23 protein-coding genes and 1 pseudogene are annotated in these 25769 nt (G+C 63.2%); 9 read left to right on the forward strand and 15 right to left on the reverse strand.

The genetic code is table 11. The features are described 5' to 3' along the window. Positions 1 to 5: 5 nt before the first annotated feature. From ACUXVH_RS01995 to gcvH, 5 genes are all read left to right on the forward strand, one after another. Positions 6 to 1223, forward strand: a complete 1218-nt coding sequence (locus ACUXVH_RS01995) for a 2-octaprenyl-3-methyl-6-methoxy-1,4-benzoquinol hydroxylase (protein WP_019095409.1) — start codon at positions 6 to 8, stop codon at positions 1221 to 1223. A gap of 136 nt (positions 1224 to 1359) precedes the next feature. Continuing rightward, complete coding sequence (locus ACUXVH_RS02000) at positions 1360 to 2361, forward strand: extracellular solute-binding protein (RefSeq protein ID WP_011064138.1); 1002 nt, start codon at positions 1360 to 1362, stop codon at positions 2359 to 2361. Positions 2362 to 2601: 240 nt separating this feature from the next. Further along, a complete protein-coding gene (locus ACUXVH_RS02005; RefSeq protein ID WP_065365053.1) occupies positions 2602 to 4218 on the forward strand; it encodes an ABC transporter permease in 1617 nt (538 codons plus the stop codon). A 154-nt stretch (positions 4219 to 4372) separates the two neighbouring features. After that, positions 4373 to 5455, forward strand: a complete 1083-nt coding sequence (gene gcvT, locus ACUXVH_RS02010; RefSeq protein ID WP_065365054.1) for a glycine cleavage system aminomethyltransferase GcvT — start codon at positions 4373 to 4375, stop codon at positions 5453 to 5455. A gap of 52 nt (positions 5456 to 5507) precedes the next feature. After that, positions 5508 to 5891: a glycine cleavage system protein GcvH gene (gene gcvH / locus ACUXVH_RS02015; protein WP_011064135.1), complete on the forward strand. Its 384-nt coding sequence runs from the start codon at positions 5508 to 5510 to the stop codon at positions 5889 to 5891. Between the two features lie 59 nt (positions 5892 to 5950). On the opposite strand, the gene ACUXVH_RS02020 is transcribed toward gcvH, so the two are convergent. Beyond that, positions 5951 to 7090 carry a DegT/DnrJ/EryC1/StrS family aminotransferase gene (locus ACUXVH_RS02020; RefSeq protein ID WP_041752678.1) on the reverse strand — a complete coding sequence of 380 codons (1140 nt, stop codon included), beginning with the start codon at positions 7088 to 7090 and terminating at the stop codon, positions 5951 to 5953. A 191-nt stretch (positions 7091 to 7281) separates the two neighbouring features. Between ACUXVH_RS02020 and gcvP the strand changes: the two genes are divergently transcribed. Next, on the forward strand, positions 7282 to 10155 hold the full coding sequence (gene gcvP, locus ACUXVH_RS02025; protein ID WP_401401689.1) for an aminomethyl-transferring glycine dehydrogenase: 2874 nt from the start codon (positions 7282 to 7284) through the stop codon (positions 10153 to 10155). A gap of 7 nt (positions 10156 to 10162) precedes the next feature. Here gcvP and ACUXVH_RS02030 read toward each other — a convergent pair whose 3' ends face one another. The 6 genes from ACUXVH_RS02030 to ACUXVH_RS02055 form a co-directional block, all read right to left on the reverse strand. After that, positions 10163 to 11095 (reverse strand): PhlI, encoded by a 933-nt coding sequence (locus tag ACUXVH_RS02030; RefSeq protein ID WP_015637424.1) that lies wholly within the window; start codon positions 11093 to 11095, stop codon positions 10163 to 10165. A gap of 6 nt (positions 11096 to 11101) precedes the next feature. Next, positions 11102 to 12367: an MFS transporter gene (locus ACUXVH_RS02035; RefSeq protein WP_011064131.1), complete on the reverse strand. Its 1266-nt coding sequence runs from the start codon at positions 12365 to 12367 to the stop codon at positions 11102 to 11104. A gap of 109 nt (positions 12368 to 12476) precedes the next feature. Beyond that, the gene (locus tag ACUXVH_RS02040; protein WP_011064130.1) at positions 12477 to 13526 is read right to left on the reverse strand and encodes a type III polyketide synthase; all 1050 of its coding nucleotides are present in this window, start codon (positions 13524 to 13526) and stop codon (positions 12477 to 12479) included. Between the two features lie 208 nt (positions 13527 to 13734). Then, on the reverse strand, positions 13735 to 14175 hold the full coding sequence (locus tag ACUXVH_RS02045; RefSeq protein ID WP_011064129.1) for a Zn-ribbon domain-containing OB-fold protein: 441 nt from the start codon (positions 14173 to 14175) through the stop codon (positions 13735 to 13737). Positions 14176 to 14187: 12 nt separating this feature from the next. After that, positions 14188 to 15384: a thiolase family protein gene (locus tag ACUXVH_RS02050; protein ID WP_047338090.1), complete on the reverse strand. Its 1197-nt coding sequence runs from the start codon at positions 15382 to 15384 to the stop codon at positions 14188 to 14190. Between the two features lie 29 nt (positions 15385 to 15413). Next, complete coding sequence (locus tag ACUXVH_RS02055) at positions 15414 to 16502, reverse strand: hydroxymethylglutaryl-CoA synthase (protein WP_015637422.1); 1089 nt, start codon at positions 16500 to 16502, stop codon at positions 15414 to 15416. Between the two features lie 461 nt (positions 16503 to 16963). Between ACUXVH_RS02055 and ACUXVH_RS02060 the strand changes: the two genes are divergently transcribed. Next, positions 16964 to 17566: a TetR/AcrR family transcriptional regulator gene (locus tag ACUXVH_RS02060; protein ID WP_011064126.1), complete on the forward strand. Its 603-nt coding sequence runs from the start codon at positions 16964 to 16966 to the stop codon at positions 17564 to 17566. Between the two features lie 51 nt (positions 17567 to 17617). Here the strand turns inward: ACUXVH_RS02060 and phlG are convergent, their stop codons facing one another. Beyond that, positions 17618 to 18502, reverse strand: a complete 885-nt coding sequence (phlG, locus tag ACUXVH_RS02065) for a 2,4-diacetylphloroglucinol hydrolase (RefSeq protein ID WP_065365056.1) — start codon at positions 18500 to 18502, stop codon at positions 17618 to 17620. A 141-nt stretch (positions 18503 to 18643) separates the two neighbouring features. Between phlG and ACUXVH_RS02070 the strand changes: the two genes are divergently transcribed. Beyond that, positions 18644 to 19315, forward strand: a complete 672-nt coding sequence (locus ACUXVH_RS02070) for a TetR/AcrR family transcriptional regulator (RefSeq protein ID WP_011064124.1) — start codon at positions 18644 to 18646, stop codon at positions 19313 to 19315. A 72-nt stretch (positions 19316 to 19387) separates the two neighbouring features. Here the strand turns inward: ACUXVH_RS02070 and ACUXVH_RS02075 are convergent, their stop codons facing one another. The 7 genes and pseudogenes from ACUXVH_RS02075 to ACUXVH_RS02105 all read right to left on the reverse strand — a co-directional run bounded on the left by ACUXVH_RS02075 (position 19388) and on the right by ACUXVH_RS02105 (position 25169). After that, positions 19388 to 19705 (reverse strand): DUF2388 domain-containing protein, encoded by a 318-nt coding sequence (locus ACUXVH_RS02075; RefSeq protein WP_011064123.1) that lies wholly within the window; start codon positions 19703 to 19705, stop codon positions 19388 to 19390. 70 nt (positions 19706 to 19775) lie between these two features. Next, on the reverse strand, positions 19776 to 20225 hold the full coding sequence (locus ACUXVH_RS02080; RefSeq protein WP_065365057.1) for an NfeD family protein: 450 nt from the start codon (positions 20223 to 20225) through the stop codon (positions 19776 to 19778). Between the two features lie 10 nt (positions 20226 to 20235). Next, positions 20236 to 21156, reverse strand: coding sequence for an SPFH domain-containing protein (locus ACUXVH_RS02085; RefSeq protein ID WP_011064121.1), 921 nt, complete (start codon positions 21154 to 21156; stop codon positions 20236 to 20238). Positions 21157 to 21281: 125 nt separating this feature from the next. Further along, a complete protein-coding gene (locus tag ACUXVH_RS02090) occupies positions 21282 to 22145 on the reverse strand; it encodes a methyl-accepting chemotaxis protein (protein WP_370505726.1) in 864 nt (287 codons plus the stop codon). Continuing rightward, positions 22137 to 22889: pseudogene (locus tag ACUXVH_RS02095) on the reverse strand (HAMP domain-containing protein); the annotation flags it as partial. The gene ACUXVH_RS02090 and the pseudogene ACUXVH_RS02095, both read right to left, overlap by 9 nt. Positions 22890 to 22959: 70 nt before the next feature. After that, the gene (locus tag ACUXVH_RS02100) at positions 22960 to 24738 is read right to left on the reverse strand and encodes a GspE/PulE family protein (RefSeq protein WP_065365059.1); all 1779 of its coding nucleotides are present in this window, start codon (positions 24736 to 24738) and stop codon (positions 22960 to 22962) included. A gap of 113 nt (positions 24739 to 24851) precedes the next feature. Then, positions 24852 to 25169 carry a hypothetical protein gene (locus ACUXVH_RS02105; protein WP_011064118.1) on the reverse strand — a complete coding sequence of 106 codons (318 nt, stop codon included), beginning with the start codon at positions 25167 to 25169 and terminating at the stop codon, positions 24852 to 24854. Positions 25170 to 25293: 124 nt separating this feature from the next. Between ACUXVH_RS02105 and ACUXVH_RS02110 the strand changes: the two genes are divergently transcribed. Beyond that, positions 25294 to 25764, forward strand: coding sequence for an Lrp/AsnC family transcriptional regulator (locus ACUXVH_RS02110; protein ID WP_011064117.1), 471 nt, complete (start codon positions 25294 to 25296; stop codon positions 25762 to 25764). Positions 25765 to 25769 lie beyond the last annotated feature (5 nt).

Raw genomic sequence — 25769 nt, forward strand, 5'->3', positions numbered from 1 at the left:
TGGAAATGCGCGCAGATGTGCTGATTGTCGGAGCCGGAATGGTCGGCAGTGCCTTGGCGTTGGCGTTGCAGGGCAGCGGCCTGGAAGTGCTGCTGCTCGATGGCGGTTCCCTGAGTGTCAAACCCTTCGATGACCAGGCGCCGTTCGAGCCTCGGGTCAGTGCCTTGTCGGCGGCCAGCCAGCGCATCCTGGAGCGCCTGGGCGCCTGGGACGGCATTGCCCGGCGCCGTAGCAGCCCCTACTGCGACATGCAGGTCTGGGACGGCAGCGGCACCGGGCAGATCCACTTCTCGGCGTCCAGCGTGCATGCCGAGGTGCTGGGTCATATCGTCGAGAACCGGGTGGTTCAGGACGCCTTGCTCGAACGCCTGCATGAATGCGATATCGGCCTGCTGGCCAATGCCCGTCTGGAGCAGATGCGCCGCTCCGGCGACGACTGGCTGCTGACCCTGGCGGATGGCCGGCAATTGCGTGCGCCGCTGGTGATCGCTGCCGATGGCGCCAACTCGGCCGTGCGCCGGCTCACCGGTTGTACCACGCGCGAGTGGGATTACCTGCATCACGCCATCGTCACCAGCGTGCGCAGCAGCCAGCCTCACCAATTGACCGCCTGGCAGCGCTTCACCGATACCGGCCCGCTGGCCTTCCTGCCCCTGGTACGGGACGGGCAGCATGATTGGTGTTCGATCGTCTGGTCGACCACCCCGAGTGAGGCCGAGCGCCTGATGGCGCTGGACGACGAGAGCTTCTGCGCCGAACTGGAGCGCGCCTTCGAAGGCCGCCTGGGTTCGGTGATCAGCGCCGACCCGCGGCTCTGCGTGCCGTTGCGCCAACGCCATGCCAAGCGCTACGTGGCCGAAGGCCTGGCGCTGATCGGCGACGCGGCCCACACCATCCACCCGTTGGCGGGGCAGGGGGTCAACCTGGGTTTCCTCGATGCCGCCGTGCTGGCCGAAGTGCTGCTGCAAGCGGCCAGCCGCGGTGAGCGCCTGGCCGAGGTCAAGGTGCTGAGCCGCTTCGAGCGCCGGCGCATGCCCCACAACCTGGCGCTGATGGCGGCCATGGAGGGCTTCGAGCGGCTGTTCCAGGCCGACCCGCTGCCCATGCGCTGGCTGCGCAACACCGGCCTCAAGGTGATCGACCAGATGCCCGAGGCCAAGGCCCTGTTCGTGCGCCAGGCCCTGGGCCTGAGCGGCGACTTGCCGGAACTGGCCAGAGCCTAGGCGCCGGCTTGCTGGCCAAGCGTCGCGAGGACAAGCCTACGCAACATCTGGTAACTCCTCAGCGCCGGGTTCGGTTGAGATGGCAAATGGGAGTCCTTATCATTTCGCCTCACTTTGAAATCGAGAGACCGCTCCCATGTTGGCACCGAAGCGTCTACTGACCGCCCTGGCCCTCACACTCATCGGTGGCACCGCCTACGCCGCCGATGAAGTCGTGGTCTACTCCTCGCGTATCGATGAGCTGATCAAGCCGGTGTTCGATGCCTACACCCAGAAGACCGGGGTGAAGATCAAGTTCATCACCGACAAGGAAGCGCCGCTGATGCAGCGGATCAAGGCCGAGGGCGAGAACGCCACCGCCGACCTGCTGCTCACCGTGGATGCCGGCAACCTCTGGCAGGCCGAGCAGATGGGCATCCTGCAGCCGTTCACCTCCAAGGTCATCGACAGCAACATTCCCCTGCAATACCGCTCCTCCAACCACGCCTGGACCGGCCTGAGCCTGCGGGCGCGGACCCTGGCCTACTCCACCGACCGGGTCAAACCTTCAGAACTGACCACCTATGAAGCCCTGGCGGACAAGCAGTGGGAAGGCCGCCTGTGCCTGCGCACGGCGAAGAAGGTCTACAACCAGTCGCTGACCGCCACGCTGATCGAGACCCACGGTGCCGAGAAGACCGAAGAGATCATCAAGGGCTGGGTCAACAACCTGTCTACCGATGTGTTCTCCGACGACATCGCGGTGCTCGAGGCGATCAACGCCGGGCAATGCGACGTCGGCATCGTCAACACCTACTACTACGGCCGCCTGCACAAGCAGAAACCGAACCTGGCGGTGAAGCTGTTCTGGCCGAACCAGGGCGATCGCGGGGTGCACGTCAACCTGTCGGGCATCGGCCTGACCAAACACGCACCGCACCCGGAAGCGGCCAAGGCCCTGGTGGAATGGATGACCACGCCTGAGGCGCAGAAGATCTTTGCCGACGTCAACCAGGAGTTCCCGGCCAACCCGGCGGTAGCGCCTTCTGCGGAAGTGGCCAGCTGGGGCAAGTTCGTAGCCGACACCCTGCCGGTTGAAATCGCCGGCAAGCGCCAGGCCGAAGCCATTCGCCTGATGGACCGCGCTGGCTGGAACTGAGCCTGCCGTTATACTGCGCCCCGCTTTTGCGGGGCGTTTTCTTTAGCGGCTGGGCTTTAGTGGCGAGGGAGCTGGCTCCCGTTCCACCGCGCAGCGGTGGCAAGCCCTGAATACGTGATTCAACTGGCGTAACGTGGTTGCAGCCGTTGGGGCGGCCATGGCGCCCAGCGGGTGCGGCTCTCCCGCCCCACGCGTTTTGCGCAAGTATTTTTGTCTGTTCCACCTGCCCGAGAGTTTTTTGTGGCCCATCCCGCTCAACGTCGCTGGTATCCCCTGGTCTTTGCCGTAGCGGCCCTGGTCCTTTTGCCGCTGAGCGTGCTGCTATTGTCCTGGCAGGCCGTCGACCAGCAGATCTGGTCCCACCTGTGGGACACGCAAATGCCGCGGCTGTTGGGCAATACCCTGACCCTGGTGCTTGGGGTGGGCGTTGGCGTCACGCTGCTGGGCGTGAGCCTGGCCTGGCTCACCAGTCTCTGCGAGTTTCCCGGACGGCGCTGGCTGGACTGGGCCTTGATGCTGCCCTTTGCGATCCCGGCCTATGTGCTGGCTTTCGTCTTTGTCGGCCTGCTGGATTTTTCCGGGCCGGTGCAAAGCCTGCTGCGGGAATGGTTCGGCAGCGACCTGCGACTGCCGCGGGTACGTTCCACCGGTGGGGTGATCCTGGTGCTGGTGCTGGTGTTCTATCCCTATGTCTACCTGCTGGCGCGCAACGCCTTCCTGGCCCAGGGCAAGGGGTTGATGGAGGCAGCGCGGGTCCTCGGGCAATCGCCCTGGCAGGCGTTCTGGCGGGTGGCGCTGCCCATGGCGCGGCCGGCCATCGGCGCCGGGGTGGCCCTGGCGCTGATGGAAACCCTGGCGGATTTCGGTGCGGTGTCGGTGTTCAACTTCGATACCTTCACCACCGCTATCTACAAGACCTGGTACGGCTTCTTCAGCCTTTCCAGCGCCGCCCAGCTGGCCAGCCTGCTGCTGCTGGCGGTGATGCTGGTGCTGTACGGCGAGCGCCGCGCCCGTGGCGCCAGCCGTACCGGTAACGAACGGCCCCGGGGCAAGGCGCTGTACCACTTGCGCGGGCTCAAGGCGTTGGCGGCCACGGGCTGGTGCCTGCTGGTATTCGCCTGTGCCTTCGTGATTCCGCTGCTGCAGTTGCTGGCGTGGTTCTGGCAGCGCGGGCGCTTCGACCTGGATGAGCGGTATGCCGGCTTGATCATCCACACCCTGTACCTGGGCGGCATGGCGGCGCTGATCACTGTCAGTGTGGCTCTGCTCCTGGCCTTTGCCCGACGCCTGGCGCCGACCCGGGGCATCCGCGCCGGGGTCAGCCTGGCCAACCTGGGCTACGCCTTGCCCGGCTCGGTACTGGCGGTATCGATCATGCTGGCCTTCAGTTACCTGGATCGCGAGCTGGTGATCCCGCTGTCCGGCTGGTTGGGCGGGGCCGGCAAGCCGCTGCTGCTGGGCAGCCTGTCCGCCTTGCTGCTGGCCTATCTGGTGCGTTTTATCGCCGTGGCCTACGGGCCGCTGGAAAACAGCCTGGAGCGGATCCGCCCGTCGCTCCCCGAAGCGGCGCGCAGCCTGGGGGTCGCTGGCCCGCGACTGTTTTTCAAAGTGTATCTGCCGTTGTTGCTGCCCGGGACCTTGAGCGCCGCCTTGCTGGTGTTCGTCGATGTGCTCAAGGAAATGCCCGCCACCTTGCTGATGCGCCCGTTTGGCTGGGACACGCTGGCGGTGCGGATCTTCGAGATGACCAGTGAAGGGGAGTGGGCCCGGGCCTCGCTGCCGGCACTGACCCTGGTGCTGGTGGGCCTGCTGCCGGTGATTGGCCTGATCCGCCGCTCGGCCCATCGAATCGGTTAGGTGCCAGCCTTGCACCTTGCAGCTACAATGCGCGGCATTCGGTGCGGCCTGTTGTTTGGCCGGGACGCTGAAATCGGCTGAAAGCCATCTATTTCAAGGCTTTCACACCAACAGCGCCAGTCCGCACCCTCGCCACGCCCGGAAGGAGAAACCCATGGGACAGCGTACGCCTCTGTATGACCTGCATCTCGCCCTCGGCGCGAAAATGGTCGATTTTGGCGGTTGGGATATGCCCTTGCATTACGGCTCGCAGGTCGAGGAGCACCATCAGGTGCGACGTGATTGCGGTGTGTTCGATGTATCCCACATGACCGTGATCGATGTCAGCGGTACCCAGGCCAAGGCCTGGCTCCAGCGGTTGCTGGCCAATGATGTCGAACGCCTGCACAACCCCGGCCAGGCTCTGTACAGCACCATGCTCAATGAACTGGGCGGCATCGTTGACGACATGATCGTCTATCGCCTCGAAGACGCTTATCGCCTGGCGCTCAATGCCGCCACCCGTGATCAGGACCTGGCCTGGATGCAGGCGCAGCTGGGGGATTTCCAGGTGCAGCTGCACGAGCGCCCGGAGCTGGCGATGCTGGCGATCCAGGGCCCTCAGGCGCGGCACAAGATTGCCGAGCTGGTGACCCAGTCCCGCGGCACCCTGATCCAGCAGCTCAAGCCATTCGAAGCCGGCTTTGACGGCGACTGGTTCATTGCCCGGACCGGCTACACCGGCGAGGACGGTCTGGAGATCGTCCTCCCTGCCGACCAGGCCCCGGCCTTCTTCAACGACCTGGTGGGGGCGGGGATCTCGCCCATCGGTCTGGGCGCCCGGGACACCCTGCGCCTGGAGGCCGGCATGAACCTCTATGGCCAGGACATCCATCAGGATGTCTCGCCCCTGGCGGCGAACATGGCCTGGAGCATTGCCTGGGAACCGGCGTCACGCCAGTTCATCGGTCGCAGTGCCCTGGAAGCCGAACGGGCGGCCGGGGTGAAGCAGAAACTGGTGGGCCTGGTGCTCGAAGAACGCGGGGTTTTACGCGCTCATCAGGTGGTTCGTATCGCCGATGTTGGCGAAGGTGAGATCACCAGTGGTAGTTTCTCCCCTACGCTGAGCAAGTCGATCGCACTGGCGCGGGTGCCGATGGCCACCGCCGACCGTGCCGAAGTGGAAATCCGCGGCAAGTGGTACCCGGTCCGGGTGGTCAAACCCACCTTCGTGCGCCACGGCAAAACCCTGATCTAACTATTTCCAGCAGGCATTGCGCCGCTGACACTTCTTCTTGAGGACACAGAACATGAGCGATATCCCTGCCCACCTGCGTTTTGCCGACAGTCACGAATGGGCCCGCCTGGAAGCCGACGGCAGCGTGACCGTAGGTATTAGCGACCACGCTCAGGAAGCCCTGGGCGATGTGGTTTTCGTCGAGCTGACTGAAGTCGGCAACGTGTTTGGCGCAGGGGACCAGGCCGGTGTGGTGGAGTCGGTGAAAGCCGCTTCCGACATCTATGCGCCGGTGGCCGGTGAAGTGATTGCGGTCAACGAAGAGCTGAGCGCCAGCCCCGAGCTGCTCAACAGCGACCCGTACGGTGCCTGGATCTTCAAGCTCAAGCCAAGCAACCCGGGCGATCTGGACAAGCTGCTGGACGCCGCCGGCTACAAGGCCGCCATCGGCGAGTAAGCCGTTCTCGCCGGCGCGTCCGCCCCGTTTGCGCAGGGCGGGCATGCTGGCGAAGGCTCTTAAGCCTGCAACACCTCTTTCACCGCCGCCACCGCGCGTTCCACGTCGGCCTTGCTCATGGCGGTGAACATCGGCAACGAGACGATCAGCCGACCGACCCGCTCCGCCACCGGGAACATCCCCTCCTTGAAGCCGCGCTCGCGGTACAGGCTCAGCAAATGAATCGGCGGGTAGTGATAGCCGATGCCAATCCCGCGTTCCTGCATCTGCTCCATGAAGGTGGCGCGGGCCGGCTTGCCATCCTTGCGCTCTGGCAGTACCAGCTGGAACAGGTGCCAGTTGCTGTTGGTGAAGTCCGCCGGCGGTAGCTGGGCGCCATAGCGGGCCTCGAAGTCGCTGCCAAAGCATTCGAAGTAGTGCCGGGCCAGCTCACGGCGATGGGTGGTGATCGCCTCGATATGGGCGAACTGCCCCAGGCCGATGGCGGCCGCCACGTCGGTCATGTTGAACTTGCCGCCAAGCACATCCACATCCAGGCCGTCGAAGCCGTTGCGGGTCACGCCTTGCAGGCGGTACTTCTCGGCCAGGCGCACCTCCTCTGGCGTGTTGAGCACCAGGCAGCCGCCCTCGGACGAAGTGACGTTCTTGTTGGCCTGGAAGCTGAAGGACACGAAGTCGCCACCGGCACCGATGCGCTGGCCGTTCCAGCTGGAGCCCAGGGCCTGGGCGGCATCTTCCACTACCCGCAGGCCGTGCTTGTTGGCCAGGGCGTAGAGGCGGCTCATGTCCACCGGCAGCCCGGCCAGGTACACCGGGATGATGGCCTTGGTGCGTGGGGTGATGGCGGCTTCGACCTGGGCCAGGTCGATATTGCGGGTGACCGGGTCGATATCGGCGAACACCGGCGTGGCCCCGACTTCGAGGATGACGTTGGCGGTGGCCACCCAGGAAATCGGCGTGGTGATGACTTCATCACCGGCACCGATGCCGGCAATGCGCAAGGCAATCTCCATGGTGCAGGTGCCGGAGTTGAAGGTGCGTACCGTGCGCCCGCCGAAAAACTCCGAGAGCTGGGCTTCGAAGGCCTGGACCTTGGGGCCGCTGGTGATCCAGCCCGAACGCAGGACTTCGCCGACAGCGGCGATGGTGGGTTCATCGATGGTGGGTTTGGAGAACGGCAGGAAAGGCAGTTGGCTCATGACGATGGGACACCCGATAAGCGGACGATAGGGGCACAGGTTGCGATGCGCCGGGGCTGGCGCGTTGACGTCGAGCATGATGGTACCGATTGCCCCGGGACGCCAGAGCATCGACGCGGGAAATCGACTGCTATGCTGCTTGGCACCCTGTTGCAGCGACGCTGAGCGCCGTTTATCGGAGAGAGCCGGTCATGTCCCAGTTGCTATCTTTGAGCCAGTTACGCGAGCCCAACGCTTTTCTCAACCGGCACCTGGGGCCCGACGCCGAGGAGCAGCAAGCGATGCTCGCCAGCCTCGGGCTGGGCAGCCGGGCCGAACTGATCGAGCAGACGGTGCCGCCGGGAATCCGCTTCAACCGCGCACTGGACCTGCCGCCGGCCCTGGACGAAGCGGCCGCCCTGGCCAGGCTCAAGGGTTATGCCGGGCAGAACCAGGTCTGGACCAGCCTGATCGGCATGGGTTACCACGCCACCCTGACGCCGACGGTGATCCTGCGCAACGTGCTGGAGAACCCCGGCTGGTACACCGCCTATACCCCCTACCAGCCGGAAATCGCCCAGGGCCGGCTCGAAGCCTTGTTGAATTTCCAGCAGATGACCATCGACCTCACCGGCCTGGACCTGGCCAACGCCTCGTTGCTGGATGAAGCCACCGCCGCCGCCGAAGCCATGGCCCTGGCCAAGCGCGTGAGCAAGTCTTCGAGCAACCTGTTCTTTGTCGATGAACACTGCCACCCGCAAACCATTTCCGTGGTCCGCACCCGGGCCGAAGGCTTCGGTTTCGAGCTGGTGGTCGGCGGGGTCGACGAATTGTCCGGGCACCAGGTGTTCGGCGCGTTGCTGCAGTACCCGGACACCCATGGCGAGATCCGCGACCTGCGGCCGCTGATCGACCAGTTGCACGCCCAGCAGGCCCTGGCCTGTGTCGCGGCCGACCTGCTCAGCCTGTTGTTGCTGACCCCGCCGGGCGAACTGGGGGCCGACGTGGTGCTCGGTTCGTCCCAGCGCTTCGGCGTGCCCATGGGCTACGGCGGCCCCCATGCGGCGTTTTTCGCCTGCCGCGACGAGTACAAGCGCGCGATGCCCGGGCGCATCATCGGTGTGTCCAAGGATGCCCGCGGCCAGGTGGCCCTGCGCATGGCCTTGCAGACTCGCGAGCAGCATATTCGCCGCGAGAAGGCCAACTCGAACATCTGCACCGCCCAGGTGCTGCTGGCCAATATCGCGGGTTTCTACGCCGTCTATCACGGCCCGGCCGGGCTCAAGCGCATTGCCCAGCGGGTACACCGGCTGACTTGCATCCTCGCGGTCGGCCTGGAGCGCCACGGCATTGCCAGGGTCAATCGGCACTTCTTCGACACCCTGACCCTGGAGGTCGGCGGCAGCCAGACGGCGATCATCGAAAGCGCCAGGGCGCAGCAGATCAACCTGCGGATTCTCGGCCGTGGCCGGCTGGGGCTGAGCCTGGATGAAACCTGTGACGAAAGCACCGTGGCCCGTTTGTTCGACGTGTTCCTGGGTGCCGACCACGGGCTGGATGTCAGCCGCCTGGACGCCGAGGCGCTGGAGTCGGGGATTCCCGACCCGCTGCTGCGACGCACGCGCTACCTGACCCACCCGGTGTTCAGTGCCCATCACAGCGAAACCGAAATGTTGCGCTACCTCAAGCAGCTGGAGAACAAGGACCTGGCGCTCAACCAGTCGATGATTCCCCTGGGCTCCTGCACCATGAAGCTCAATGCCAGCAGCGAGATGATCCCCATCACCTGGCCGGAGTTCGCCAACCTGCATCCCTTCGCACCCCGGGAGCAGGCTGCCGGCTATGGCCTGCTGATCGCGGAGCTGGAGCGTTGGCTGTGCGCCATCACTGGTTTCGACGCCATCTGCATGCAGCCCAACTCCGGGGCCCAGGGCGAGTACGCCGGGCTGCTGGCGATTCGTCGCTACCACGAGAGCCGCCGGCAAGGCGGCCGGCATGTCTGCCTGATCCCGGCGTCGGCCCACGGCACCAACCCGGCCTCGGCGCAGATGGCCGGGATGCAGGTGGTGATCGTCGAGTGCGACGAGGCCGGCAACGTCGACCTGGAAGACTTGAAGGCCAAGGCCCAGGCGGCCGGCGAGCGCCTGTCGTGCCTGATGGCTACCTACCCTTCGACCCACGGCGTGTACGAAGAGGGCATCAGCCAGATCTGCGAAGTTATCCACAGCCACGGCGGCCAGGTGTACATGGACGGCGCCAACCTCAACGCCCAGGTAGGCCTGGCCCGGCCGGCGGACATTGGCGCCGATGTCTCGCACATGAACCTGCACAAGACCTTCTGCATTCCCCATGGCGGCGGTGGCCCGGGCATGGGGCCGATTGGCGTGCGCGCGCACCTGGCGCCGTTTGTCGCCAACCACCCGGTGGTGCCCATCGACGGGCCGTTACCGGAGAACGGCGCCGTCAGCGCAGCGCCCTGGGGCAGTGCGAGCATCCTGCCCATCAGCTGGATGTACATCGCCCTGATGGGGCCGCAGCTGGCGGATGCCAGCGAGGTGGCGATCCTTGCGGCCAACTATCTGGCCGAGCAATTGAGCGGTGCCTTCCCGGTGCTCTACAGCGGCCGCAACGGCCGGGTGGCCCACGAATGCATCCTCGATCTGCGCCCGCTCAAGGCCCAGACCGGGATCAGCGAGGAAGACGTGGCCAAGCGCTTGATGGACTACGGCTTCCATGCCCCGACCATGTCCTTCCCGGTGCCGGGCACCCTGATGGTGGAGCCCACGGAAAGCGAATCCAAGGCCGAGCTCGACCGTTTTATCGAAGCCATGCTGAGCATCCGCGCCGAGATCGCCCAGGTGCAGGAGGGCAACTGGCCGGCCGAGGACAACCCGCTCAAGGGCGCTCCCCATACCCTGGCGGATATCACCGGAGTCTGGGAGCGCTCCTACAGTATCGAACAGGCGGTGCTGCCCACCGCCCATACCCGGGCCCACAAGTACTGGCCGGCGGTGAACCGGGTGGACAACGTCTATGGCGACCGCAACCTGTTCTGCGCCTGCGTGCCGCTGGCGGACTACCGCTGAACGGGCCTCAGTAGTGGTGGCGCGTCCGCGCCGGCTGGCTGCCATGGCTACTGGCACGGGCAGGTTGGGTTTCCAGGGGATAGAGGTGCAGCAACTCTTCCTCGATCACCTGGTTGCTCAGGCCCAGTTCCAGCTCCGGGCAGTCCAGGTCCAGCCAGTCACCGTGCTGCAACTGCAGGTCGCTCTCGCGCCGGCTGGCGCTGTGGAACACATAGTGGACCATGCCCGGTTGCAGGAACTGTTCGTGCTGTTCGAGGAAGGCCTGGGAGTATTTGCGAATAGCCCACCAGTTCTGCTGGTCGAGGCGATAGCTGCGCTGCGGCAACGGCGTGCCCTGGCGTTCGACCCGGACATTGAGTGACAGGCTGTTCTGCAGTTCGCCGAGGATCAGCGCCGGGGCGATGGCGCACTGGCGCAAACGCGATTGCGCGCAGGAACTGGCGTCCTGATGGCTCAGCAACGGGTCGTGAATGTCGTGGCCGAGGCTGAAGCCGACAAAGCGCAACTGACCGAAGGGGTCCACCAGGTACACGCACACCACCCCGGGCTGGCTGGAAATGCTCTGGGCGTGGTACGGAATCATCAGCGGCTCGCCGTCGGTCTTCAGCAGGCTGCCATTGCCCTTGTAGAACCAGCCCTGGCGGGTGTGCGGAGTGTTCAGGGTGACTTCGCTGACCTGCACCAGCAGGTTGTCCCGAGGCTTGAGCGGTGGGCGCAACGGGCCTTGCTGGGGACCGTCCGCGGGCAGTTGCGGGTGGGGCGCGAGGCTGCGCAGGTGTTCGCTCCAGCCCAGATGGCGACGGCTGCAGAACAGCAGGGTCTCGTACAGCCCGCCGTGTTCGGAATAGGCCCGCACGCTGCGGCCATTGTGAAAGTCGAACAGCCCGATGGCGCGCTGGTCCTTGTGGCAGACATCCAGCAACAGCAGGTAATCGTCCATGATTCTCTAGTCCTTCAGGGGCAAGGGGGCGGGGAGGATGGGCAGCGCTTCGCGCACGCGCGAACGGCGCGGTTCGAGGGCCTGTTCCTTGAGCAGGAATGACAGCAGCAAGCCGGCCAGGCTGCCGCTCAGGGCCACGTACAGGATCGATGGCAGGCCGAAATGGCTGGCGGCGAACCCGGCCACGGCCGGTGACAACCCGCCACCCAGGATCTCGCCGAACCCCACCACGATTCCGGTCGCCGTCGGCAGCAGGGCCGGGGTGACCGATTCGCTGGTCAGCGGGCCGACCGTCATGCAGATCAGGCTGAAGTTGAAGAACGACAGCAGGAACAGCAGCAGGAACAGCAGCCAGGGAAGGGGCGGGCTGACGATCAGCAGGCCCACCAGGGTGCTGCTGGTCATGAAGCACACCGACACCACCGGCTTGCGCCCGAGACGGTCGGACATGCCGGGGATGATCAATTGGCCGATGAAGCCGCCCACGCCGATGGCCGAGATGACGAAGGCCATGGACAGGGTTTCCAGGTGCATATGGTCGGTCAGGTAGCTGGGCAGCATGGCGCAGAGGACGAACTGGCAGGTGAGTATGCAGAACATGATCAGGATGTTCAGGCTCACGTTGCCGCTCTTGAAAGCCGCCAGCCAGGTGCCTGCGGTGCGGTCGGCCTGGGGCGCCGGCAGCGGTCGGTAGATTTTCCACAGGTAGCCGGCCAGCAGCAGGCCCGGCAGGGAAATGATGGCGAACACCGCACGCCACGAGCCAGTGATTTGCAGGAGATAAGCGGCGATCAGCGGCCCCAGGCAGAGGCCGAGAATCGGGAACAGCGCCTGCTGGATACCCAGGTTCAGCCCGCGCCGGTCGGGGCGCGAGACTTCATTGGTGACAATGATGCTGGTGGGGGTGAAGGCACCCTCGCAGATGCCCATCAGCCCGCGCAGAATCACCAGCCCCAGCACGCCGGTGGCCAGCGCGGAAAAACCGGACAGCAGCGAAAGCACGGCAATCGAGGTCACCAGCACGCGGCGGGTGCCCAGGCGCTCGATCACGCTGCCCATGCCCAGGGCGGACAGCCCCCAGGTGAAGGCCAGCGCGGCGGACAGGTAGCCCAGGTCCTGATAGTCCAGTTGCAGGTCGTGCATGATCACCGGAAACAGCGGCAGGATGATGAAGCGATCCAGCCCCACCAGCCCGAAACTCAGTGACAGCAACAGCACCATGGATCTTTCGTAACGGCTGTTGGCAGCCGTGGTTGGCATTCCAGTGTTCATCGCTCAGCTTCCTTGTGAAACCATGAACCCGGCGCAAGCGCCGTGGGAGGCCACCCGACGTTGCCCTGCAGCCCGGCAACGTCAGGTGGGACAGGCACAGGCAGTCACATCAGGCGGTCCACTCGCCCACCGCCATTTCCGCGGTGAACCCCGGGCCGAAGGCCGCCAGCAGGCCGATGTCGCCGCGATTGAGGTTGGAATCGAACTGCCGCTTGAGTACGTCGAACACCACCACGCTGGCAATGTTGCCTGCTTCCGACAGGCTGCTGCGCGATTGCGAGACCCGGTTGGATGCCAGGTCCAGGTGCATCACCAGCTCGTCGAGGATCTTGCGACCACCGGTGTGGAAGATGAAGAAGTCGTTGTGCGCACAGTTCTGTTCGAAGCTCTCGTAGTTCAGCCGTTCCATGACCGGTGCCACGTCCTTGATGGAGTTCATCACCGCCTTGTCGAGGGTGAAGTGAAAGCCGGTGTCCTTCACGTCGTACTTGATGTAGTGCTCGCTCTTGGGCAGGAAGTACGACTCGGTCTTCTTGATCTTGAAGCCGCCGGCCTGGTCATCGGCGCGCAGCACGCAGGCGGATACCGCATCGCCGAACAGCGCCGCGGAGATGAAGGCGTGCAGCTTGGTGTCGTCCGGCTGATAGCACAGCGAGGAGAACTCCAGGGACACGATCAGTACGTGGTTGCGGGCATCGAGCCGGGCGAAGTCGTTGGCGCGGTTGATGGCCGCGGCACCGGCCACGCAGCCCAGCTGGGCGATCGGCAACTGCACGGTGGAGGTTGGCAGGGCCAGGTCGTTGATCAGGTGTGCGGTCAGCGACGGCATCATGAAGCCGGTGCAGGAAGTGACGATCACCATGCGAATGTCGCTGATCTGCAGCCCGGCATTCTCGATGGCCTGGCGCGCCGCGGCCGACGACATCTGCCGGGCTTCACGCTCGTAGACGATGCTGCGGTGGGTGAAACCGGTGTGCACTGCCAGTTCGTCGATCGGCAACACCAGGTGGCGCTCGTTGACTTCGGTGTTGGCGATCATGCGCTTGGCCAGGGCCATGCGTGGATGGTCGGCGTGCAGGTTTTCCAGGTGATCGACCATCTGTTGCTGGGTGATCTTGTGTTGCGGAAACATGACGTGTGGAAGGCAAAGTGTAGACATGATGGGTCCTTGGCTTTAAGTAAGCCAACAAGTTAAGGGGTGGGGATAGTCCCCGTTTATAGGCACAGGAATCTGTAGGCCCTAAAGGAAATCAGGGCCTTAAGGCAACTTCGGGGCGTGAAGTTGCCGTTGATGTAACTTTTAAGTTGGATTTTATTTTAATGGCTAACTTCAGGGTGCCTTATATAAAGGCACCTTGAATAACAACTTATATATCGAGTACGAACTTATAAGCGTATTGCCAGGCCAGGTTGCTTTCGCGCACATGCTTGCGGATCACCATGCGCACCGGCGCACCGACTTTCAGCTGTTGCTGATCGCACACATCGACGATTTCCGAAGCGATCACCAGGCCGTCGTCCAGGCGCACCATGGCCATGATGCGCGGCACGGTTTCGCCATAGCCCATGGCGGCCAGGATCGGGTTCTCGGCCGGGGCCATGACCTCGATCTTGCCACTGCGCGCGCAGCGATACGGCTTCACACTCAGGGAGTTGCAAGCGCCGCAGACGGTGCGCCGGGGGAAGAAGATTTCGTTGCATTCTTCGCACTGGCTGCCTTCGAGGCGGTACTTGCCGCCATGCTCGCGCCATTCGCGAAGCATGCTGGCGGTGGTCATTCTGTGGATCTGTTCTGGGTACATGGACATGGTCCGGGCTCCTTAGTCGTTCGAGAGGACAATCACTGAGTTGTGCGCCGCGTAACCGCCAAGGTTCTGCGACACGCCGATGCGCGCGCCCTTGACCTGGTTGTCGGATTCACCCCTCAGCTGCCGGAACAGCTCGGTGATGTGCAGGATGCCGTCGCAGCCGGAGGCATGGCCGCGGCCGATGTTGCCGCCGTCGGTATTGAGCGGCAGCTGGCCATCCAGGGCGATGCCGCCTTCGAGCACGAAGTCGCCGGCCTGGCCCTTGCCACAGATGCCCATGGACTCCATCTGGATCAGCCCGGCGCCGAGCAGGTCGTAGACCTGGGCCACGTCGATGTCCTTGGCGGTGATCCCGGCTTTCTTGTAGGCGATTTCCGCACAGGCGATGGAGTTGGCCGAAACCGCCATGCCCACATCCTTGGGCAGGCCCGGATGATGCAGGGTCGGGTTGTGAAAGCGCGTACCGAAATAGTGTGAGACCCCGGTATAGGCGCAACCGCGTACGAACACCGGTTTATCGGTGTACTTGTGGGCCAGGTGTTCGGCCACCAGGATCGCGCAGCCACTGGCTTCGCCCCAGGCCAGCATCGAGCCGCAGGCTTCGCTGTTCTTCAACGCTTCCAGGGAAGGAATCGGCTGGCCATAACGAGTGGCGGTGGGGGTGTTCTGTGCGTAGATGCGCATCTGCCGGCCGAAGGTGGCCAGTACGTCGGCCTCGCGACCGGCATAGCCGAACTTCTGGAAGTATTCGGCGGTGGCCAGGGCGAAGGCATCGGTGTGGGAAATGCCGAGGAAATAATCGTATTCACATTCAGTGCTGGAGCCGATGTATTCGGCGTAGTTGAAGTGATCGGTCATCTTCTCGAAGCCGCCGCACAGGACGATGTCGTACTCCCCGGACGCCACCATCTGGTGGCCCATCTGGAACGACACCGAGCTGCTGGTGCAGTTGGCGGTGCTCATGAAGGTCGGCGCCGGGCTGATGCCCAGGGCGTCGGAAATGGTCGGGCCCAGGCCGCCATATTCGGAAATGCCTTCACCGTGATATCCATAGGCCACGGCCTGGATTTCCCGGGGGTGCATCTTGGCGTCCTTGAGTGCCTTGTAGGCGGACTCGACGATCATTTCCTTGAACGTCTGCCGAACTCGTGAACTTCCGGGTTTCGGCGTATAGGCGGCCGAAACGATTGCAACACGACGTGCGCACATGTGCATGCTCCTTGCGTAGACAGGCGTAATCAGAGATAGGCGGTCAGGGCGTAGTCAGCCCGCAGGTACTTGAACTCGTACTTGATGGACGTGCCGTAGTCGACGTAGATCTTGGATTCCAGCAGTTCGCGCAGAGGCTTGTTGTGCTTCTGGTACTGCTCGATGGCGTCGGTGACGGTCAGGGCGATGGCGTCGCTGCCGGCGCCGAAACCGTAGGACACCAGAAGAATTTTCTGCCCCGGGCGTGCCTGGTCCAGTACGTTGATCAGGCCGAGCAGCGGGCTGGCCGATCCGGCATCGCCAACGTTGCCGGCATAGATGCCCGGTTCCACCTGCTTGGGGTTGAAGCCCAGGTGCTTGGCCAGGGAGTAGGGCGTGGACACCAGGTTTTGCTGGAACACCACATAGTCATAGTCGGCGGGGCTGGTGTGCAGCTTGGCCATCAGGCCTTCGGCGGCGCGGCGGGTCTGGTCTTCCAGGCCGATGCTGTTCTTGTCCGAGCCCAGGCCCATGCCCGAACGAATGTAGCGATCACCCTGGGGGCGGATGTTGTCGGCGACATCCGCGGCGCAGGAGAAGCTGGCGTCGAATTCGGCGATGACATCCTGGCTGCCGATCAGCAGCGCAGCGGCTCCGGCCCCGGCATAGGATTCGGTCAGGTCGCCCGGCGCGGTGTTGCGGTTGATGGTGTCGGCGCCGATGGCCAGGGCGCTGCCCGTCATGCCGGAAGCCACCAGCGCCTGGCAGATCTGCAGGGCAGAAGTTCCGGACTTGCCGGCGAACTGCACGTCGGCGCAATAGGCGTCGTAGCCGCTGCCGAGCATTTCCAGGATGATCGAAGCCGAGGCCCGTGAGTCATAGGGGTTGGTGCAGGTGCCCAGGTACAGGGCTTCGATCTGGTGACCGGGGACTTTATCCAGGGCCCGTTGCGCCGCCAGCACCCCGAGGGTGATGACATCTTCATCCGGTTGCAGCACGGCTCTTTCCGTGACGCCGAGGTTTTCCTCCACCAGCTTGAGGTCGGTGTTTTTCCAGACGTTGATCACTTCCTGGACTTTCAGGCGGCATACCGGAATACCCGCGCCATAGCTGACAATACCTATCTTTTTCACGTTCATTTTCCTCTTGATTCCATTCTTTTCAGAAAACTGGGTCGTGCCTGCTCAGAAGCACCCTTGAAACATACGGAAAACAGTTTTGCTGCCTTTCTCCTGGCCACACCTGATGAAACCTGCAGGCCAGAGCGGTTTAACAGCAGACTCCAAATAGGGGAAAACCCACTCGAAAGCTGTTTTTATTCACCTCACTGTGCTATGATACGGAACGTTTCGTTTAGTAATAATTTCAGACGATCTAATCTCTTAAGGGAAAAGGGCCGAAGCCTCGAATTCGAGGAACTCCAAGTTACAAGGCCTGAGCTGCTCAACCCTTACGCGATATTTTAAAAACTAGATAGATCGGTGTAAGAAATTCATGATTCTTTCAAGAATGAAACGAAACGGACCGTTTCATTTCGATTCGAGGGAATCCTATACCCTGCGTTGCGTTTGTCAAGCGCCCTGCCTGGAGATTTTTTATTGTGGCTCGTACCCCCTCTCGCAGCTCCATCGGCTCTTTGCGAAGTCCCCATACTCATAAAGCCATTCTCACTTCCACCATCGAAATCCTTAAGGAATGCGGCTATTCCGGGCTCAGTATCGAGTCCGTCGCCCGTCGGGCGGGGGCCAGCAAGCCAACTATCTATCGCTGGTGGACGAACAAGGCGGCGTTGATCGCCGAGGTTTATGAAAACGAGAGCGAACAAGTCAGAAAGTTTCCTGATCTCGGCTCGTTCAAGGCAGATCTCGACTTTTTGCTGCGAAATCTCTGGAAAGTCTGGAGGGAGACTATTTGTGGCGAGGCCTTTCGCTGTGTGATCGCCGAAGCGCAACTGGATCCCGCAACCTTGACCCAGCTCAAGGATCAGTTCATGGAGCGCAGAAGGGAAATGCCGAAAAAACTGGTGGAAAATGCCATCAGCAACGGCGAGCTGCCCAAGGACACCAACCGTGAATTACTGCTGGATATGATCTTCGGCTTTTGCTGGTATCGGCTGTTGACTGAGCAACTGACGGTGGAACAGGACATCGAGGAGTTCACTTCTCTGCTGATCAACGGTGTTTGTCCTGGTACGCAACGTTGATCCTTTCGAGCCATTAAGCCCTGGAGTTTCTCGGGCTTAATGGCTGTTGTTTCAGGCCGCGGGGGTGCCGAACTCTCGATACAGGTCCGGCAGGAAGCTGGCCAGATGATTGAACTCGCACATGTCGTGCACCGCGAACTCGTAGGCCAGGGTCTCCAGTTCGGCCTCGCCAAAGCCATTTTCCTTCAGCAGCGATGCAGCCTTTTCTGCCCCAGGAAAGCGGGCCATCGACGGGTGCGCCCCGACCCAGTAACGGCTGGTCAGGTACATGCCGTCCGGTACTTCCTTGAACAGATGCACCATCAACGACACCGGCACCTCAGGATGATCCGCCAGGCTCATCAGGGCGCTGACACTGCCGTCGATCTTCGCTTCGCGATACAGATCGGTGTTCAGGCCCAGGCTGGCCGGCTGCTGGAAGTCGATATGCAGGTGCATCAGGCGATCGCCGACATATTCCGACGCGCAGAAGGTGTTGCCATACAGCCGTTCCTCAAAACTCAGGGACTCATCGCACAGGCGTTGGTGGTGCACGCATGGGTTGCTGACATGGGCATAGGGGAACCACAGGGTGTAGCGCTCCGATTCCGCGGGGTGCCAGATGAACCACCACTTGAACATCTGCGCGGTGGAGCCGGGGAAGAACTTGCGGCTTTGCACGTAGGCCATCGGGCCCGGTAGCAGGGCGTAACCGGATTCCTCGCTGACAAAGTCCGGTTCGAGCAGGCGATTGATGTCCTCGATGCTCGGGGTCAGGGTGTCTTCCAGGGCCATGGGGCCTTGCTGAATCTTGCGGACGGCGGACAGCGGCACGCGCATTTCCGACCGGAAATACTTGGCGTAGGGCTTGTTCCTGACCGCCGCCTGATTGCGTAGGAACAGCTTCTGCATGGGCAGTGAGAAGTAGGTGAAGGGAGTCATGTTGCGCGCTTCCATGCTGATATCCTTTGGCGTGAATTGACAGATAGCCGCCATTTCGCTGCAACCCTTAACGGAATTGAACGAGAAACTGGCGCTTTGTAGCTAAGCAGTCCATAAACAAAAGTCAAATTTGAATTTAACTTAGTGAGAGCGCCTATGGCCGTTTCCGCTTCCCCGCAGCCAACTGCGGCCCGTACGCCGCGTCAGGATGGCCAGGCTACCCGCCAACAGATCCTGGAAACGGCCGGCCAGCTTTTTGCTGAGCTGGGGTACGCCAACACCACCAGCAAGCAGATCTGCGAGAACTCCAGGGCCAACAACGCCTCGGTCAACTACCACTTCGAGAACAAGGACGGCCTGTATCGGGCGGTGCTGCGCGAGGCCCACGACCGCCTGGTTCGGATCGAGACCATGATCAGCCTGAGTGAAAGCCAGGGCAGCCCCGAGGACAAGCTGCGGGCGATCATCACCGTGCTCATCGAGGGGCTGGGCAACCAGCGTGAGGGCTGGGCGCTGAAAGTCCTGACCCGCGAACTGTTGTCACCCTCCGCGGTGCTGCCGGCGATCCTGGAGGAGCAGGCGTTTCCCAAGGCGAAGATCGTGCGCACCATCCTCGGCCAGATCATGGATCTATCGCCTGAGGACCCGGTTACCCTGCGCAGCGCCGTCAGCGTTTTTGCGCCCTGCCTGTTCCTGCTGATCGCCCATCAGCCGCTGGCGCGCAACGTGTTGCCCGGCCTGGAGCTGGATCCACCGGCGTTGATCGAGCACATGATGAGTTATGCCCTGGCCGGCCTGGCTGCAGTGTCCCGCACACCTGGGGTCTAGCCGGCTGATCGGGCACACAAAAACGCCGACCCTGGGGTCGGCGTTTGCTGTCGGCCATCCCTTGGGCGACGGTTACTCCTGAGCGACAGCGTTCTTCGCCAGGATGGCGTTGGCCAGTTCCATGTCGGTGGCCTTGAGGCCGGGGTTGTCGGCGCGGACTTTCTGCATGGCGGCTTCCAGGTACGGGCCGCGAATGCTGCCATCGCTGGCAACGAAGCTGCCGGCGTCATCCTGGGCGGCGACGATCAACTTGTGGTCCTTGAAGGTCAGGTAGGTGGAGCCGGTGGTGGCCCCGGAGGAAATGACGTTACGCCAGAAGGTGTCGGCCATTGCCGAACCAACGGGAAGAGACAGCAGGGCAAGGGTGGCGACAGCAATTTTCAGACGCATGATGGGTGACTCCGAAAGGGGGTATCTGCATCGTTTGATTCTAGATAACCCCGCGGAGTTCCGTGACTCATCAGTCAAGGTTTTCGACCAACAGGATTGCGCCTTCCTGGCCCACCACCCGCACCCGGGCGCCCACGGGGGCGTCGGCCCCCTTGGCGATCCACACGCCGTCGGCCACCTTGATCCGCCCGCGGCCGTCGACAATCGCCTGGTGCACCACAAAGGTCTTGCCGATCAGCTCCTGGCCCCGCAGGTTGAGGTTCGGCTGATCGCTGGGGCGTACCACGCTGCGCTGGCGGCGCCACCAATACAGTGCGGTGAGCACCGACAGCAGGCCGAACAGGAGGAACTGCACCTCCCATGAGAGGCCGGGAATGAGAAAGGTCAGGACCCCGACTGTGGCGGCTGCGAGGCCGATCCACAGCAGGTAGCCGCCGGCCCCGAATACTTCGAAGATCAGCAGGATGGTGCCAAGGGCCAGCCAGTCCCAGAACGATAGAGCTTGCACAAATGCCAACATGAAGCCTGCCTCAGACCTTCTTGCTGTCGAACGTGGCCTTGACGATCTCGCCGATGCCGCCCACGGCGCCGATGACCTGGCTGGCCTCCAGCGGCATCAGGATCACCTTGCTGTTGTTGGCCGACGCCAGTTTGCCCAGGGCATCGATGTATTTCTGCGCGACGAAGTAGTTGATCGCCTGGACGTTGCCGGTAGCAATCGCCTCGGACACCACTTGGGTCGCCCGGGCCTCGGCTTCGGCCTGACGCTCCCGGGCTTCGGATTCGAGGAATGCCGCCTGGCGTTCGCCCTCGGCTTCAAGAATCTGTGCCTGCTTCTTGCCTTCTGCGGTAAGGATGGCGGCGGCCCGCAGGCCTTCGGCTTCGAGGATCTGCGCACGCTTGACCCGCTCGGCCTTCATCTGCCCGGACATGGCCGCCATCAGGTCGGCGGGTGGGCTGATGTCCTTGATTTCGATCCGGGTGATCTTGATCCCCCAGGGGGCGGTGGCCTCATCGACGGTTCGCAGGAGTTTCTCGTTGATGCCGTCACGTTGGCTGAGCATGGCGTCCAGTTCCATGGAGCCGAGTACCGTACGGATATTGGTTTGCAGCAGGTTGCGGATGGCGTGCTCGAGGTTGTTGACCTCATAGGCGGCCTGGGCGGTGTTGACCACCTGGAAGAAACACACGGCGTCGATCTGCACCGTGGCGTTATCGGCGGTGATGACTTCCTGGGGTGGGATATCCAGCACGCTTTCCATCACGTTGATCTTGCGCCCGATGCGATCCATCACCGGAATGATGATGTTCAACCCCGGCTTCAGGGTGTTGGTGTAGCGGCCGAAGCGTTCCACGGTCCATTGGTAGCCTTGGGGCACGACCTTGAAACCCATGAAGACGATGGCCACGGCGAGGCCGACGAAAAGTAACAACACGCTTCCGATCTGCATAACATTCTCCTGCTCAGATGTGATCAAGGGGCACAGGGGGCGAGTGTACGGCGGCGCCCGGTCGCGCGCAGAGATACCGTGGCCCTTGCATCATCAGGACACACATCACCGGCGTGCCCGTGGCCTCACAGTTGGAAGCGGGTGACCGAGGTCTGCAAGGTGGCCACGGAGTTTTCCATCTGCTCCACGGTCTGGGTCAGCTCACGCATGGCCTGGCTGTTGCGCCGGGCTACCAGGCTGATCATCTCCACCCGTTGCGCAACTTCGCTACTGGCCTTGGACTGCTCGCCGATGGTGAGGGAAATCTCCTCCACCATCACCGCCGAGCGCTGGGCGCCCTGGCGGATCTCATTGATCGAGGTGCCCGCCTGCTGGGCCATCTGGACCCCGTCGTTGACCCGGCTGACCCCGGTTTGCATGCTGTTCACGGCTTGTTCGGTGGTTTCCCGGATGCGCTCGATCATGCCGGTGATTTCCCGGGTGGACTGTGCGGTGCGGGCTGCCAGATTGCGCACTTCGTCAGCCACCACGGCGAACCCCCGGCCGGCTTCCCCGGCCCGGGCGGCTTCGATGGCGGCGTTCAGGGCCAGCAGGTTGGTCTGCTCGGCGATGCCGTTGATCACCTGGATGATCGAGTGGATCTCTTCCGAGGACTGGCCCAGGGCGGTGATGCTGCGGGAAGACTGGTTCACCGCCTCGGCAATATGGCTCATGCCGTCCACGACCCCGAGGATTACCTGGCCGCCGCTACCGGCCAGGGATTCGGACTGGGCGGCAATGCCCTGGGCATTGCGCGCGTGTTCGGCCACCTGGGCGATATTGCTGATCATCTGCTCCATGGCGGCGGCCATGTTGGTGGCGCCGTCGGCCTGTTCGCTGGCGCCGTCGGCAATGCTCAGCGACGTGTCGCTGAGGCTGTGGGAGCGGCCGCGCAACTCTTCGCTTTCATGGCGGATGGTGGTGATCATCTGCCGCAGGTTGTCTTGCATTTCTCCAAGGGCCCGTTGCAGTTGGCCGGCCTCGTCATGCCTGTCGACGCTGATAGGCGTGGTCAGGTTGCCCTGGGCAATGGCCCGGGCGGTGGCCACGGATTTTTCCAGGGGTTTGAGCACCCGGGTGAGCAGCTGCCGGGTCAACAGGGCCAGTGCCAGGGCGGCCAGCAGGCTGCCGCCGATCAGCCACCAGGCGGCCTGGCGGACCGCACTTTCACTGAGTTCGCGGGTTTGGGCGGTGCTGGCTTCGATCTGGCTGCTGAGGGCGGCGTTGCGGCTCTCCACTTCGCTGAAGCGCTGGGAGAACTCCGGCATTTGCAGGCGCGCGGCCTGTGGGTCCTTGAGGGCCTGCCCGGCGATGTTCTCGGCGGCATGAATGTAGTTTTCCAGCACCGGCTGCAGCTCGGTGATGGCGTTGCGGATTTCCGGTGCCAGGGGCAACTTGGCGTTTTCCGCCAGGGCCTTGCGGAACCAGTCGCCGTGTTCGCGCAGGCTATTGCGGACCTCTTCGCCAGCGGCGGCATCGCCGGGCTGGCTGCTCAGGGCCTCCAGCACATCGGCCCGCAGGGCGTCGTGCATCATGTCGGCCTCCAGGTGGTTGCGCAGGGCGCTGGCGTTGAGTTCGTTGTCCACCAGTGCCCGCGCCAGGCGTGACTGGCCCCATAAACCCAGCCCGGCCACCAGGGCAATGGCCAGGAGGCTGACAACCCCGGTGGCGAGCATGTTTTGACGAATGTTCATACCGGGCTCCCTGCTTTTCTCGGCGGTGACTCAAGCGTAGTCCAGCGCCTGGGGTTCGCCTCCTGTGCCGCTATGGGGGCTGGTTGCCGGGCGTGACCCGTAGCACTTCCTCAAGGCTGGTCAGGCCTTGGGCAACCTTGTGCGCGGCAGCCAGGCGCAGGCTGCGCATGCCTTCCGCGCAGGCCTGGTGGTGCAGGCGGGCAAGATCCAGGTCGCGATGGATCAGGGCCTTGAGGGGGGAACCCAAGGGCATGATTTCGTAGACCCCGGTGCGCCCGTGGTAACCGGTACCCCGGCATTCGGCGCAGCCCACCGCGCGCTGGCCGCCGGCAGCGGGTGGCAGGTGCCGGGTTCCGGTCAGGCTTTCCCAGTCATCCGCCGTCAGCTCGGCGGGAACCTTGCAGTACGGGCAGAGGGTGCGCAGCAGGCGCTGGGCCATGACCCCGATCAGGGTGGCCTTGATCAGGTAATGGGGCACGCCCAGTTCCAGCAGTCGGCTGATGGCGCCGGGGGCGTCGTTGGTGTGCAGGGTAGACAGCACCAGGTGCCCGGTAAGTGCGGCCTGGATGGCCATTTCCGCAGTCTCAAGGTCACGGATCTCGCCGATCATGATGATGTCGGGGTCCTGGCGCATCAGTGCGCGCACGCCGCTGGAAAAACTCAGGTCGATATTGTGCTGGACCTGCATCTGGTTGAACGCCGGTTCGATCATCTCGATCGGGTCCTCGATGGTGCACAGGTTGACCTCGGGGGTCGCGAGCTTCTTCAGGGTGGTGTAGAGGGTGCTGGTCTTGCCCGAGCCGGTGGGCCCGGTGACCAGGATGATGCCGTGGGCCTGGGCGGTCATGGCTTGCCAGCGGCTCAGGTCATCGGTGCCAAAGCCCAACTGGTCGAAATCCTTGAGCAGGACCTGGGGATCGAAGATGCGCATCACCAGCTTTTCACCGAACGCCGTGGGCAGGGTCGAGAGCCGCAACTCGATTTCGCTGCCGTCGGGGGTGCGCGTCTTGACCCTGCCATCCTGGGGCTTGCGCTTTTCCGCGACGTTCATGCGCCCCAGGCTCTTGAGGCGGCTGACGATGGCCAGGGTGACCTGGGGCGGGAACTGGTAGACGTTGTGCAATACGCCATCGATGCGAAAGCGCAGGGTGCCGTGCTCGCGGCGGGGTTCTATATGGATGTCGCTGGCCCTTTGCTGAAAGGCGTACTGGAACAGCCAGTCGACGATATTGACGATGTGCGCATCGTCGGCATCCGGCTCCTGGTCGCTGGCCCCCAGTTTCAGCAGTTGCTCGAAGTTGCCCAGGCCACTGGTTTTCTGTTCGCTGCTGGCGCCGCTGACCGACTTGGCCAGGCGATAGAACTCCAGGGTCAGGCGCTGGATGTCCAGCGGGCTGGCCACCACCCGTCGCACCGTGCGCTTGAGAACATGGGCCAGGTCTGCTTCCCAGGCACTGACGTAAGGTTGGGCGCTGGCCACGGTAACGCTCTGCCCATCCACGGCCACGGCAAGGATCTTGTGCCGCTGGGCGAAGGCGAAGGACATCAGCGGCGTGATGCTGGCCACGTCGATGCGCAGGGGGTCGATACGCAGGTAAGGCTGGCCGGCTTGCCGGGCCAGCCAGGCCGTGAGGCTGTCCAGGTCCAGATGTGCGCCGGGGTGCTGCAGGTCGGGCAATTGCTGGCCGGCGATCACTTCCAGGGGGTGCAGCAGGTTACCGGCTGCCTGATGCCGGACGCTCATGGCCTGCTCGGCGGCATCCTGGCTGATGCGGCCCTGGGCCAGCAATTCACGCAGCAGTTCGCTGAGGTCCAGCCAGCGGTCCTGGGGAAGGTGCGCGGCGCTCATGGGCGATTCCTTGGGGCTGTTGTCCAGATGTGGGTCTCTGACCACGAACAGCCAAGAATAGTCCCCGGGGCCTCAAGGGAATGCTTGCCAAGGGTTGCAGGGTTTTGCCGGGATCAACCCGCGGCCTGCAGGCGCGAAGGTTCCGCCAGCTCCAGCTCCACGTCACAGACACTGATCAGGTTGCGCAGCTTTGCGCCAATCACCTGGGCCCGATGCCAGCTCAGGTCGTCGAGTTCCACCTCCATATACAGCGTGGCGTCCTGCTGCTGCATCGACACCCGCTGCGGCACCAGGAACTGCAGGGCGAAGTGGTTGAGGATGCGGCACAGCACATCGGCCTCGGCGTCGGCCACTATCCGGTAGTGCACGCGACAGTGAGCATTGTTGAGGTTCCAGGCATCGGCGCGGGGGGCTGGCTCGAAAGGGGGCATGGTGGTCTCCAGTTCAGTGGAGAAATTTTTACATTCGGTTTCGGGTATTTCTTATCTAAGATTGGGTTTGTTTGCTTGAATATGAATTGTTCAATTCAATTTTTAATATTTATGGGTATTTATTATGCATAGCGACCTGGACGCCTATGACCGCCGCATCCTCGCGCTGCTGCAAGAGGACGCCTCGCTTTCCAGTGCGCAGATCGCCGAGCAGGTGGGGTTGTCCCAGTCGCCATGCTGGCGACGGATCCAGCGGATGAAGGAGGAGGGGGTGATCCGCGGCCAGGTGACCCTGCTGGACCGCAAGAAGATCGGCCTCAACACGCAAATCTTCGCCGAGATCAAGCTCAACGCTCACGGGCGCTCCAACTTCACCGAATTCACCGAGGCGATCCGCGGTTTTCCGGAAGTGCTGGAGTGCTATGTGCTGATGGGCGCGGTGGACTTTCTGCTGCGGATCGTGACCGCGGATATCGAAGCCTATGAACGCTTCTTCTTCGAGAAGCTGTCCATGGTGCCGGGTATCCAGGAGGTGAACTCGATCGTTGCCCTGTCGGAGATCAAGTCCACCACCAGCCTGCCGGTCATGCGCTGAGGGGC

It is taken from the genome of Pseudomonas sp. 8(2025), from assembly GCF_052665325.1.

Coding starts and splice junctions, on each gene's coding strand:
- ACUXVH_RS02050 (WP_047338090.1), bottom strand. CDS start 15,384: ATGTGCGCACGTCGTGTTGCAATCGTTTCGGCCGCCTATACGCCGAAA.
- gcvH (WP_011064135.1), top strand. CDS start 5,508: ATGAGCGATATCCCTGCCCACCTGCGTTTTGCCGACAGTCACGAATGG.
- ACUXVH_RS02100 (WP_065365059.1), bottom strand. CDS start 24,738: ATGAGCGCCGCGCACCTTCCCCAGGACCGCTGGCTGGACCTCAGCGAA.
- ACUXVH_RS02030 (WP_015637424.1), bottom strand. CDS start 11,095: ATGGACGATTACCTGCTGTTGCTGGATGTCTGCCACAAGGACCAGCGC.
- ACUXVH_RS02110 (WP_011064117.1), top strand. CDS start 25,294: ATGCATAGCGACCTGGACGCCTATGACCGCCGCATCCTCGCGCTGCTG.
- ACUXVH_RS02080 (WP_065365057.1), bottom strand. CDS start 20,225: ATGTTGGCATTTGTGCAAGCTCTATCGTTCTGGGACTGGCTGGCCCTT.
- ACUXVH_RS02045 (WP_011064129.1), bottom strand. CDS start 14,175: ATGTCCATGTACCCAGAACAGATCCACAGAATGACCACCGCCAGCATG.
- ACUXVH_RS02105 (WP_011064118.1), bottom strand. CDS start 25,169: ATGCCCCCTTTCGAGCCAGCCCCCCGCGCCGATGCCTGGAACCTCAAC.
- ACUXVH_RS02085 (WP_011064121.1), bottom strand. CDS start 21,156: ATGCAGATCGGAAGCGTGTTGTTACTTTTCGTCGGCCTCGCCGTGGCC.
- ACUXVH_RS02055 (WP_015637422.1), bottom strand. CDS start 16,502: ATGAACGTGAAAAAGATAGGTATTGTCAGCTATGGCGCGGGTATTCCG.
- phlG (WP_065365056.1), bottom strand. CDS start 18,502: ATGGAAGCGCGCAACATGACTCCCTTCACCTACTTCTCACTGCCCATG.
- ACUXVH_RS01995 (WP_019095409.1), top strand. CDS start 6: ATGCGCGCAGATGTGCTGATTGTCGGAGCCGGAATGGTCGGCAGTGCC.
- ACUXVH_RS02035 (WP_011064131.1), bottom strand. CDS start 12,367: ATGAACACTGGAATGCCAACCACGGCTGCCAACAGCCGTTACGAAAGA.
- gcvT (WP_065365054.1), top strand. CDS start 4,373: ATGGGACAGCGTACGCCTCTGTATGACCTGCATCTCGCCCTCGGCGCG.
- ACUXVH_RS02090 (WP_370505726.1), bottom strand. CDS start 22,145: ATGCAAGACAACCTGCGGCAGATGATCACCACCATCCGCCATGAAAGC.
- ACUXVH_RS02040 (WP_011064130.1), bottom strand. CDS start 13,526: ATGTCTACACTTTGCCTTCCACACGTCATGTTTCCGCAACACAAGATC.
- ACUXVH_RS02000 (WP_011064138.1), top strand. CDS start 1,360: ATGTTGGCACCGAAGCGTCTACTGACCGCCCTGGCCCTCACACTCATC.
- gcvP (WP_401401689.1), top strand. CDS start 7,282: ATGTCCCAGTTGCTATCTTTGAGCCAGTTACGCGAGCCCAACGCTTTT.
- ACUXVH_RS02020 (WP_041752678.1), bottom strand. CDS start 7,090: ATGAGCCAACTGCCTTTCCTGCCGTTCTCCAAACCCACCATCGATGAA.
- ACUXVH_RS02075 (WP_011064123.1), bottom strand. CDS start 19,705: ATGCGTCTGAAAATTGCTGTCGCCACCCTTGCCCTGCTGTCTCTTCCC.
- ACUXVH_RS02070 (WP_011064124.1), top strand. CDS start 18,644: ATGGCCGTTTCCGCTTCCCCGCAGCCAACTGCGGCCCGTACGCCGCGT.